The following is a 10,897-nucleotide window of genomic DNA, read 5'->3' on the forward strand; positions in this document are numbered from 1 at the left end:
GACGGGCCTCTTGAACGGACCGCTATCGTCTACTATATAAGACGACATGTCAATTATAGAGGACAAGGCCGACGAGGCTCTCGGACGGCGGGTTCGCGCCGAACGGGAGGGCCGCGGCTGGTCGCTGGCGGAACTCGCCGGGCGGGCCGGCGTGTCCAAGGCCATGCTGAGCAAGATCGAGCGGGCGGAGGCAAGCCCGACGGCGGCGACGCTGTCGCGGATCGCCACTGCCTATGGCCTGACCATGGCCGCGCTGTTCGAGGTTGCCTCACACAATTCCCGCCTGCAGCGGGCCAAGGATCAGCCGGTCTGGCGCGATCCGAAGGCGGCCTATCTGCGGCGGCAGGTGTTCCTGCATCCGGCCAATCCGCTGGAGCTGGTGGAGATCGAACTGCCTGCGGGGCAGGAAGCCGGCTTCCCCGCCAGCGCCTATCACCTGGTCCGCCAGGTTGTCTGGATGATCAGTGGCCGCCTCACCTTGATGGAAGGGGCGGAGCGCCATGAGCTCGCTGCGGGTGACCGCGTCGAGCTTGGTCCGCCATCGGACATCGTCTTCCGTAACGAAACGGCTCAGCCCTGCCGCTACCTTGTCGCCATCGTGCGGCGCTGAGCTTCATCGGGTGAAATCGCAGACTGTGGCTCTTCCGTTTTGGAACCAAGTGCCCACATCTGCGGCAAGCCTGAACAATGATGGCGACGACCAGAGGCTGGTTGAGGAACGTCAACGCGGCCCGCGGAAACCCAATGAAGATGCCGTTGTCATGCCTGAATGGGTGACGATGGCAGGCCGAGGGAAAACGAATGAACATTGAGAAGTACACCGAGCGCGCGCGCGGATTCATCCAGTCTGCCCAGTCGCTCGCAATGCGCGACGGTCACCAGCAGTTCTCGCCGTTGCATCTGTTGAAGGTGCTGCTGGACGACAATGAGGGACTCGCCGGCGGTCTGATCGACCGTGCGGGCGGCAATTCCAGAGCAATCCTGAAAGCGACCGAAGAGGCGCTGAACAAGCTGCCGAAGGTCTCGGGCAATGGCGCCGGGCAGGTCTACCTGTCGCCGGAGCTGGCGCGCGCCTTCGATGCGGCGGAAAAGGCCGCCGACAAGGCCGGCGACAGTTTTGTCACCGTCGAGCGGCTGCTGCTCGGGCTCACGCTCGAGAAGGGCAGCGAGGCGGCCTCCATCCTGAGCAAGGGCGGCGTCACGGCGCAGAACCTGAACGCGGCGATCGAAGCGCTGCGCAAGGGCCGCACCGCTGATAGCGCGACCGCCGAGAACGCTTACGACGCGCTAAAGAAATATGCCCGCGACCTGACCCAGGCGGCGCGCGACGGCAAGCTCGACCCGGTGATCGGCCGCGACGAGGAGATCCGTCGTACCATCCAGGTGCTGTCGCGGCGGACCAAGAACAATCCCGTCCTGATCGGTGAGCCCGGCGTCGGCAAGACCGCGATCGTCGAGGGCCTGGCGCTGCGCATCCTCAACGGCGACGTGCCGGAGAGCCTGAAGGACAAGAAGCTGCTGTCGCTCGACATGGGCGCCCTGATCGCCGGCGCGAAATATCGCGGCGAGTTCGAGGAGCGGCTGAAGTCGGTCCTGCAGGAGGTCTCGACCGCCGAGGGCGGCATCATCCTGTTCATCGACGAGATGCACACGCTGATCGGCGCCGGCAAGACCGACGGCGCGATGGACGCGTCCAACCTGTTGAAGCCTGCGCTCGCACGCGGCGAGCTGCACTGTATCGGTGCGACCACGCTCGACGAGTACCGCAAGCATGTCGAGAAGGATGCGGCGCTGGCCCGCCGGTTCCAGCCGATCTATGTCAGCGAGCCGACGGTCGAGGACACCATCTCGATCCTGCGCGGCCTCAAAGACAAGTACGAGCAGCATCACGGCGTGCGCATCACCGACTCCGCGTTGGTGGCCGCGACCACGCTGTCGAACCGCTACATCACCGACCGCTTCCTGCCGGACAAGGCCATCGACCTGATGGACGAGGCGGCGGCGCGGCTGAAGATGCAGGTTGATTCGAAGCCGGAAGAGCTCGATTCGCTCGATCGCGACATCATCCGGCTGAAGATCGAGCAGGAGGCGCTGAAGAAGGAGAACGATGCCGGCTCCAAGAGCCGCTTGCAGACCCTGGAGAAGGAGCTCGCCGGGTTGGAGGAGCGATCGACGGCGCTGACGGCGCGCTGGAGCGCGGAGAAGAACAAGCTCTCCAATGCCCAGAAGCTGAAGAGCGAACTCGATGCGCTCCGCGTCGAGCTTGCCAATGCGCAGCGTCGCGGCGAATTCCAGAAAGCCGGCGAACTGGCCTATGGCCGGATTCCCGAGCTGCAAAAGAAGCTCGCCGATATCGAGGCGCAAGAAAATAGCAAGCCGAACGGCGGCGAGATGATGGAGGAGGCGGTCACCGCCAACCACATCGCGCAGGTCGTCTCGCGCTGGACCGGCGTGCCGGTCGACAAGATGCTGGAGGGCGAAAAGGACAAGCTCCTGAAAATGGAGGACAGCCTCGCCAAGCGCGTCGTCGGCCAGGCCGAAGCCGTGCGTGCGGTGGCAACCGCCGTGCGCCGTGCCCGCGCGGGCCTGCAGGATCCGAACCGGCCGACGGGCTCGTTCATGTTCTTAGGCCCCACCGGCGTCGGCAAGACCGAGCTGACCAAGGCGCTCGCCGCTGACCTGTTCAACGACGAGACCGCGATGGTCCGCCTCGACATGTCCGAATTCATGGAGAAGCACTCGGTCTCGCGGCTGATCGGCGCGCCTCCCGGCTATGTCGGCTACGACGAGGGCGGGGCACTGACCGAAGCCGTGCGGCGCCGGCCCTACCAGGTCGTGCTGTTCGACGAGATCGAGAAGGCGCATCCCGACGTCTTCAACGTGCTCTTGCAGGTGCTCGACGACGGCCGCCTGACCGATGGTCAGGGCCGCACCGTCGACTTCCGCAACACGCTGATCATCATGACCTCGAATCTCGGTTCGGAGTTCCTGGTGAATCAGCCGGAGGGCGAGGACACCGCGGCGGTCCGCGATCAGGTGATGGGCGTCGTGCGGGCGCATTTCAGGCCGGAATTCCTGAACCGCATCGACGAGATCATCCTGTTCCACCGCCTGCAGAAGAGCGAGATGGGCCGTATCGTCGAGATCCAGTTCGCGCGGCTGACCAAGCTGCTCGAGGATCGCAAGATCGAGCTCACGCTGGACGCCAAGGCGCGGGACTGGCTCGCGGAGAAGGGCTGGGATCCGGCTTACGGCGCCCGCCCGCTGAAGCGGGTGATCCAGCGCAGCGTGCAGGATCCGCTGGCCGAGATGATCCTCGCCGGCGAGGTCAAGGACGGCGATCATGTCGTGATCTCGGAGAAGGGCAACGTGCTGACCTTCAACGGTCAGGTGCCCAAAACCGCCGAGATCGTGCAGTTCGAGGCCCCGGTCTCGAAGCGCAAGCTGAACTGAGCGTTTCGATAGCGAAACTGGATGCGGCCTGGCGACAGGCCGCATCCGCGACAATCGACGGGCCGCCCGCGACGGAGTTCCTGTCTGGCGGCCCGTTTTGTGGGCCCGAATTAATGAAACCGCCTGCGGACAGCGTTCGTTTTCATCCTGAATGATCGGCTGGCGTGGCAACATCCCGCGCAGCTCCAAAGGGAAGTATTCGGCCCGAATCGCATGGCTGATTCGCGCGCCACGTTGCATCATCCTGCAAAGCCACACCGCCGGTCGCCCTCAGCAGAAGGCGAATTGCATGAGCAGAGACCTCATTGCCCATAACCGGCCCGTTTATGACGATCTTCATCCGCGCGTTTACGGCACAGCCGCAGGCTTGGTCGGATGGTTCGTGCTGTCGGCCTGGATTCTGTTCGACCGCCAGAGCGAGGTGGAACTGTCGCTGATGTTCGTGACGGTGTTGCTGTTTGTCGCGGTGCTCCTGCCGTGGCTGCTGTCGCAGATCTGGCGGAGATACGACCATCGGCACGATCCGCATGCGCGGCCGATTCCGTTTGGCGAATGGCGGAGGGGCGAATTCGCGGTCTGGGGCAGCACGATCAACAGCTCCCATGCGACGATCGACATGCTGCTGCCGCTCGCGGCCGTCGCGTTCGGGTTGACCGCAATCGGGATCGTTTTCCTGATCTGCGCGAGCCTCGCGCCGTAAGCTTTCATTCCGGCGGGGCGATGGGCGGCGAGGGTTCGTCGTCCTCGGCAGATTCGAGCTCTGTGAGGATGTCGACCAGCTCGCGGGCACGGCCCGTGGCCAGCGGCCTGCCGTCATTCATCAGCGGCTCGTCATTGGCGAGCCACGCCTGCGCTTCGGCAAGCTCGGCGATCGTTGCCCCGGATGCGATGATTCGCGCAATCGTGACGTCGTCGGCGTGGCTGACGGCTTTCAGCACGTCGTCGCGGGTGAGTTGGGTCATGGTTGCATATCCTCATTGGGCAAGTGCCCTTACCCGCCGGCCATCCCGGCCAGCGGGTAAGGAATCGATGAGCTCGAAGCGTCAGCTGTGAGTGGTGAGCCGGGGCGGATGCTGGGACATGACCCAGAGCTCGATCGCCGCAAGGACCGCGACTGCGATGCCGATGACCACGTGCACGGTCATCGCGGTGGTGACTCCCTGGAAACCAAGGACCCACGGCGAGACCAGCGCCCAAAGTCCGACGATGAGGTTCAGCCACTCCTCCCAGACCGCGAAGGCTGCGAGCGCGGCGATCGCAAGGACCGCCATCGCAATGCCGACGATGTGGGCGTTGGCGGAAACCGTTCCGCCGTCGAACGTGAACAGCCACGGCGACAGGAAAAGAATCGCGCCGAGGATCAGGTTTGCGACGTCACACAGTTTTGCGTTTGTCCAGTTCTCCATGACTCCCTCCATTGGAGGTTTTACCTTCGAATCAACTGGATGACCGCCATTCGAGTTCCCGTCTTGTTCCGCGAAATTGGTGGATTCCGGGGGATTTTGGCGGAAATCGCCGCCGCCGCCGATGTCCGGCGGCGCCTGTTTGGACGCGGCAATCAGCTTCCGAAGGGAGCGCAGCGGCGTCGTCAGACGGCCCGTGTGGCCTGGGGAATAATCAGCGATTGGTGATGGAGCGCGTCTGCGAGGTCGAGCTCGTGGCGTCCGAGACGATTCGCGAGCTGCCGCGGCTGGACATCTGGGCCTCGATCCGGTCGCGCTCCTTCTCGAAGTTCGCCAGCATGGGGCCTTCGAGCGAACGGCCGCGCGGCAGCTTCACGCGCATCGGGTCGACGAATCGGCCGTTGACAAGGATTTCGTAGTGGACGTGCGGGCCGGTCGACTGGCCGGTCGAGCCGACGAAGCCGATCACCTGGCCCTGCCGCACCTTCTTGCCGATCTCCATGCCCTTGGCGAAGGCCGACATGTGGCCGTAGGCCGTCTCATAGCCATTGGCATGCTTCATGCGGATATATTTGCCGTAACCGCCCTCGTATCCGACCTTCTCGAGCACGCCGTTGCCGGAAGCGAAGATCGGCGTGCCGTAAGCGGTGGCCCAGTCGACGCCGGTGTGCATCTTCACATAGCCGAGGATCGGGTGGCGGCGGCCACCGAAGCCCGAACGCATGATCGCGTTGTTGACCGGCTTGCGCACCAGGAACTTCTTCGCGCTCTTGCCGGTCTCGTCATAGTAGTCGACGAGGCCGTCGTCGGAGCTCTGGAATCGGTAGTATTTCTTGGTTTCGCCGCCCACGGTCAGCGCGGCGTAGAGCACTTCGGTCTTTTCGGTGCTGGTGACGCCTTCGTCCTCGCCGGCAAAGAACACGTCGAACGAGTCGCCGGGCTGTACCTTGCGCTGGAAATCGACGTCGTAGGAGTAGATCTTGACCATGTCTTCGATGACGGTCGGCGGCACCTTGTTGCGCAGCGCGGTCTCGTAAATGCTCTGATAGAGCCGCACGCCGCTGCCATCATCCTCGTCATCGTCGCTGGAATTGTCGGCGGTCTCGGTGACGGTGTTCATGCTCTGCACGTCGACGGCAACGTATTTTCCGAGATCGGACAGCGCAGCGACGGCCTCGATGACCGATTCGTTGGCGACGATCACGCGATAGGGCTGCAGCCTGACATTCGGTCCGGGAGCGGCCGGCGCCATCAGGATTCGTACCTTCTGGCCTTCCTTCAGGCCGCCCTCGCGGCCGCGCGGACCGAGCGTTGCGGCGATCGCCTTCGCCTCGTCGGGCGTTGCGCCCTGATCGCGCAGGATCGAGGTGATGCTGTCGCCCTTCCTGACGACGTGAACCCGTTCGCCGACCGGATTGCCGCCGGTGACCTGCTCTTTGGTCTTCGGCAGCAGGGTGACGTTCTCCGGCACCACGCGGGTCTCGAAGCCGGCATAGGGATCGGAGGTGTTGCCCTCGGCGGCGTAGGCCATCCGCATGTCGGGGCCGGCGCCGCTTGCGTCAGCCGTGGCATTGGCGAGTGAAGCGTAGCGCACTGAATTGCCGGAGCCGCGCCAGTTGGCGGCGTCGCGGACCCGCATCAGCACGTCGTCGAGCGCGACGACGGCGGCGAGCTTGGCTTTCGGCAGCACGGAGCCGAGATCCTTGGTGACGAACGAGACCTCGGCGTCGGGCTCGGCCGCGGCATTCGGATCCTCGGCCGCCGCCGGCGTGTCGGAGCCGACATCGGTCAAGAGACGCTGCGCGTTGAACGCAGGGATTTTTGCCGACAGATCGCTCGTGGTCATCGAGAGGTTGCCGGAAATTCGGATGAAGGGCCGCACCCGCATCACGTCGCGATTGCCGACGCGGGTCACGGTCGACACGCGCACCAGGCTGCGGGAGGCGGAGGATTCGCTGGGCGGCGGCAGGCGGTCGCCCTTGTGCAGGCTGACGACGCGATCGTTGCCGGTGAACGCGCCGCGCAGCGCGCCTTCGACGCGCTCCGGCACCTTGGCGAAGGTCATCTCGCCATCGAGCGACGCAAAAACGGCGCCGCCGATCAGGGCCGCGCCACATAGTCCAGTCAGAATGGTGCCGCTAAACCATTGAACGGAGACGCGGCGGCGGTCGATCACCGCGGCCTCGGTGCCGTCGACTGAAAGCGGCGGTTCGTGACCGAGATCGATCATCCCGGTCTCGCGCCCAATGCCGATTCCGCGTGACGCCCGTTGGCTCAACCCGATATCCCCCCAAATTCCGGCAACTGCGATCGTCCTCAGCTCATCCTCGTCCCCGCCTTGATCCCCTGAAGAGGAATCTCGGCAGTGTGGCGAGCCACACGCATCGAATTCGAGAAGCCGATGGCCATTAGCTAGCCGCGATCTCGAACGTCAATGGTGTGCAGATCTCTCGATGTTGCTCGGCCGCGCGAAGGGAAGAGGCGACGTATTCTTGGAGAAAATCGCCTGGTCCCCCAGAAAAACCGCCCCAGCCCCCACAGGTTACGAGCGGTTCAATGCATTCGTTATAGCCAGAACGTCGCAGGATTGTGGCTCAAGTGCGGCATTTGAGGTGGAAAAGCTTCCCTGAAAGCAGGTCGATACCCGCCGCCCGGCCTCGCGGCGGCTGGAACCCGTTTTGGAGGGCCTCACGGGCTCCCCGGCGACAAACTTTTTTTAAAGTTTTTTGCCGCGAGGGCTGGGTGGCGAATTTTTACCTCCGACCTAAGTCACGGAAAGCACGACAATTTCTTCGCACTGCACAAGCGATTTGGGCGTGCGACGATTTGTTGACAATGGGCGTTGACAATCCCGAGGGGTGGGGACTATAAACCAACCACTGAGCGCGGCGCCGCCGGGTCACTGACCAAGGCGAGCGAACGCGCCTCTGATGCTCCTCACTTAGATGAGTGACACAACAGCCGACATAAATCGGTTGAGGTTCACTGTCGGTCGGTGAAGGGTAGAACCACCCTCTAAGGGTGTGGGGTCATCGGATCCCGGGCTGTTTGACAAGTGAAGATGAAGAAAGAGAAACGTGGACGGCGGAGTCCTTGCGTCTCTCGGGATACTTGAAAGCTTCGGCTTTTGACTTCTGAGAGTGGACGAAAGACTTCGGCGGTACACGTTTTAAAGGTTACACCATCGCTGCCAACGATGTGAATCGCGGGCGGCTCGTTGACTTCGGTCGATGAAGAATGGTGGGACCTCGTCAAACGTTGTGATCAGCCGGTTCAAGGTTTCAAGTCCAACTTGAGAGTTTGATCCTGGCTCAGAGCGAACGCTGGCGGCAGGCTTAACACATGCAAGTCGAGCGGGCATAGCAATATGTCAGCGGCAGACGGGTGAGTAACGCGTGGGAACGTACCTTTTGGTTCGGAACAACTGAGGGAAACTTCAGCTAATACCGGATAAGCCCTTACGGGGAAAGATTTATCGCCGAAAGATCGGCCCGCGTCTGATTAGCTAGTTGGTGAGGTAATGGCTCACCAAGGCGACGATCAGTAGCTGGTCTGAGAGGATGATCAGCCACATTGGGACTGAGACACGGCCCAAACTCCTACGGGAGGCAGCAGTGGGGAATATTGGACAATGGGCGCAAGCCTGATCCAGCCATGCCGCGTGAGTGATGAAGGCCCTAGGGTTGTAAAGCTCTTTTGTGCGGGAAGATAATGACGGTACCGCAAGAATAAGCCCCGGCTAACTTCGTGCCAGCAGCCGCGGTAATACGAAGGGGGCTAGCGTTGCTCGGAATCACTGGGCGTAAAGGGTGCGTAGGCGGGTCTTTAAGTCAGGGGTGAAATCCTGGAGCTCAACTCCAGAACTGCCTTTGATACTGAAGATCTTGAGTTCGGGAGAGGTGAGTGGAACTGCGAGTGTAGAGGTGAAATTCGTAGATATTCGCAAGAACACCAGTGGCGAAGGCGGCTCACTGGCCCGATACTGACGCTGAGGCACGAAAGCGTGGGGAGCAAACAGGATTAGATACCCTGGTAGTCCACGCCGTAAACGATGAATGCCAGCCGTTAGTGGGTTTACTCACTAGTGGCGCAGCTAACGCTTTAAGCATTCCGCCTGGGGAGTACGGTCGCAAGATTAAAACTCAAAGGAATTGACGGGGGCCCGCACAAGCGGTGGAGCATGTGGTTTAATTCGACGCAACGCGCAGAACCTTACCAGCCCTTGACATCCCGGTCGCGGACTCCAGAGACGGAGTTCTTCAGTTCGGCTGGACCGGAGACAGGTGCTGCATGGCTGTCGTCAGCTCGTGTCGTGAGATGTTGGGTTAAGTCCCGCAACGAGCGCAACCCCCGTCCTTAGTTGCTACCATTTAGTTGAGCACTCTAAGGAGACTGCCGGTGATAAGCCGCGAGGAAGGTGGGGATGACGTCAAGTCCTCATGGCCCTTACGGGCTGGGCTACACACGTGCTACAATGGCGGTGACAATGGGATGCTAAGGGGCGACCCTTCGCAAATCTCAAAAAGCCGTCTCAGTTCGGATTGGGCTCTGCAACTCGAGCCCATGAAGTTGGAATCGCTAGTAATCGTGGATCAGCACGCCACGGTGAATACGTTCCCGGGCCTTGTACACACCGCCCGTCACACCATGGGAGTTGGTTTTACCTGAAGACGGTGCGCTAACCGAAAGGGGGCAGCCGGCCACGGTAGGGTCAGCGACTGGGGTGAAGTCGTAACAAGGTAGCCGTAGGGGAACCTGCGGCTGGATCACCTCCTTTCTAAGGATGATCCTTCAGCGAGCTCACGCTCACTATCGGATCGTTTTAGAAACATTCAGGGGCCAACAGTTTCAGGATTGTTGAGCTCCATTGGCGGGATTTCGCCGTCTTCGTTTCTCTTTCTTCGCGGACGAACACGCGCCAGGGGCTGAGCGCTGTGCGGTGCATCGACTTCACGTCGGTTGCGCGCCGGCATGTCTCTCGTGTTAGGGGCTTGTAGCTCAGTTGGTTAGAGCGCGCGCTTGATAAGCGTGAGGTCGGAAGTTCAAGTCTTCCCAGGCCCACCATTTTGATCGAGTGCGGAGCATTCGTCTTCTGGTACGGGGCCATAGCTCAGCTGGGAGAGCGCGTGCTTTGCAAGCATGAGGTCGTCGGTTCGATCCCGTCTGGCTCCACCAGATGGAATTGAAGCTCGAGAATGCGCCTTGTGCAGGAAGCTCTGTTCATTTCGTCCGCGAAACATCACTTCGCACTCATTGGTCCGGATGGACGGTGACGTGCGTGTTTTCTGACATCGTAAAGAGGAGATCGATCCGAGTTTGGATCTGCGAAGCAATTCGCGGGTGCCATTCCTAATCTCCAGATCGTTTTCGGCGCTCGCGCATCGCAGCTCATCGCAAGATGAGTGGGGTGAGCGAGTTGTAAAACGATCTTTGTAGCGAAGCTTGACCGCCTCGCTATCGGGCCGATCTTACGAAGCAAGCTGGTCTTTCTAGTCAATGTCCGGCTGCGCAATCGCATTCATCGAGGATGCGTGCCTTCAGTGGCAGTTGTGCAGACAACATTCTGCCGAGTGTGTGGACATTGATAATGAGAGCAATCAAGTGCCTTAAGGGTGTTCGGTGGATGCCTTGGCGCTGAGAGGCGATGAAGGACGTGCTACGCTGCGATAAGCCGTGGGGAGCTGCGAAGAAGCTTTGATCCGCGGATTTCCGAATGGGGAAACCCACCTTCGATAGCCGGAACTCCAAGACCTTGTGGTTTTGGGGTTTGACCAGAAATGATCGGAACCATGACCTCTTGAGGTTTTGGATTTCCGGTTATCAAGAGAAGGTATGAGACCTCCGAATAAAATAGGAGGTTTTAAGCAAACCCAGGGAACTGAAACATCTAAGTACCTGGAGGAAAGGACATCAATCGAGACTCCGTTAGTAGTGGCGAGCGAACGCGGACCAGGCCAGTGATACATCAAAGACAATCGGAACCTGTCAGGAAAGCAGGGCCTCAGAGGGTGATAGCCCCGTACGAGTAATGCGATGATGTA

The 10,897-nt window shown here is 61.2% G+C and carries 7 protein-coding genes, 2 tRNA genes and 2 rRNA genes (1 of these 11 cut by a window edge); 8 read left to right on the top strand and 3 right to left on the bottom strand.

The window, feature by feature from the left end:
- The first annotated feature begins 46 nt into the window (after positions 1-46).
- From ACVWY5_RS02085 to ACVWY5_RS02095, 3 genes are all read left to right on the top strand, one after another.
- Complete coding sequence (locus ACVWY5_RS02085; RefSeq protein WP_028333576.1) at positions 47-610, top strand: helix-turn-helix domain-containing protein; 564 nt, start codon at positions 47-49, stop codon at positions 608-610.
- Between the two features lie 191 nt (positions 611-801).
- The gene (clpB, locus tag ACVWY5_RS02090; protein ID WP_028333575.1) at positions 802-3,453 is read left to right on the top strand and encodes an ATP-dependent chaperone ClpB; all 2,652 of its coding nucleotides are present in this window, start codon (positions 802-804) and stop codon (positions 3,451-3,453) included.
- Positions 3,454-3,742: 289 nt separating this feature from the next.
- Positions 3,743-4,153 (top strand): hypothetical protein, encoded by a 411-nt coding sequence (locus tag ACVWY5_RS02095; protein ID WP_321176745.1) that lies wholly within the window; start codon positions 3,743-3,745, stop codon positions 4,151-4,153.
- Between the two features lie 4 nt (positions 4,154-4,157).
- Here the strand turns inward: ACVWY5_RS02095 and ACVWY5_RS02100 are convergent, their stop codons facing one another.
- Positions 4,158-4,415, bottom strand: coding sequence for a hypothetical protein (locus ACVWY5_RS02100; RefSeq protein ID WP_028333573.1), 258 nt, complete (start codon positions 4,413-4,415; stop codon positions 4,158-4,160).
- A gap of 81 nt (positions 4,416-4,496) precedes the next feature.
- Positions 4,497-4,859 carry an SPW repeat protein gene (locus ACVWY5_RS02105; protein WP_028333572.1) on the bottom strand — a complete coding sequence of 121 codons (363 nt, stop codon included), beginning with the start codon at positions 4,857-4,859 and terminating at the stop codon, positions 4,497-4,499.
- Between the two features lie 39 nt (positions 4,860-4,898).
- On the opposite strand from ACVWY5_RS02105, the gene ACVWY5_RS02110 reads away from it, so the two are divergent.
- Positions 4,899-5,084 (top strand): hypothetical protein, encoded by a 186-nt coding sequence (locus ACVWY5_RS02110; RefSeq protein ID WP_152977717.1) that lies wholly within the window; start codon positions 4,899-4,901, stop codon positions 5,082-5,084.
- Here ACVWY5_RS02110 and ACVWY5_RS02115 read toward each other — a convergent pair.
- A complete protein-coding gene (locus ACVWY5_RS02115; RefSeq protein WP_028333571.1) occupies positions 5,071-7,134 on the bottom strand; it encodes a M23 family metallopeptidase in 2,064 nt (687 codons plus the stop codon). The two genes, ACVWY5_RS02110 and ACVWY5_RS02115, sit on opposite strands and share 14 nt — an antisense overlap.
- 1,010 nt (positions 7,135-8,144) lie before the next feature.
- Between ACVWY5_RS02115 and ACVWY5_RS02120 the strand changes: the two genes are divergently transcribed.
- The 4 genes from ACVWY5_RS02120 to ACVWY5_RS02135 form a co-directional block, all read left to right on the top strand.
- Positions 8,145-9,633: ribosomal RNA gene (locus tag ACVWY5_RS02120) — 16S ribosomal RNA — on the top strand.
- 210 nt (positions 9,634-9,843) lie between these two features.
- A tRNA-Ile gene (locus ACVWY5_RS02125) sits at positions 9,844-9,920 on the top strand.
- A 35-nt stretch (positions 9,921-9,955) separates the two neighbouring features.
- Positions 9,956-10,031 (top strand) — tRNA-Ala (locus ACVWY5_RS02130).
- Between the two features lie 420 nt (positions 10,032-10,451).
- Positions 10,452-10,897: ribosomal RNA gene (locus ACVWY5_RS02135) — 23S ribosomal RNA — on the top strand; it runs 2,398 nt beyond the window's last position.
- Together the 16S and 23S rRNA genes with 2 tRNA genes alongside form the textbook arrangement of a ribosomal RNA operon.

Source organism: Bradyrhizobium sp. USDA 3256, from assembly GCF_054058275.1.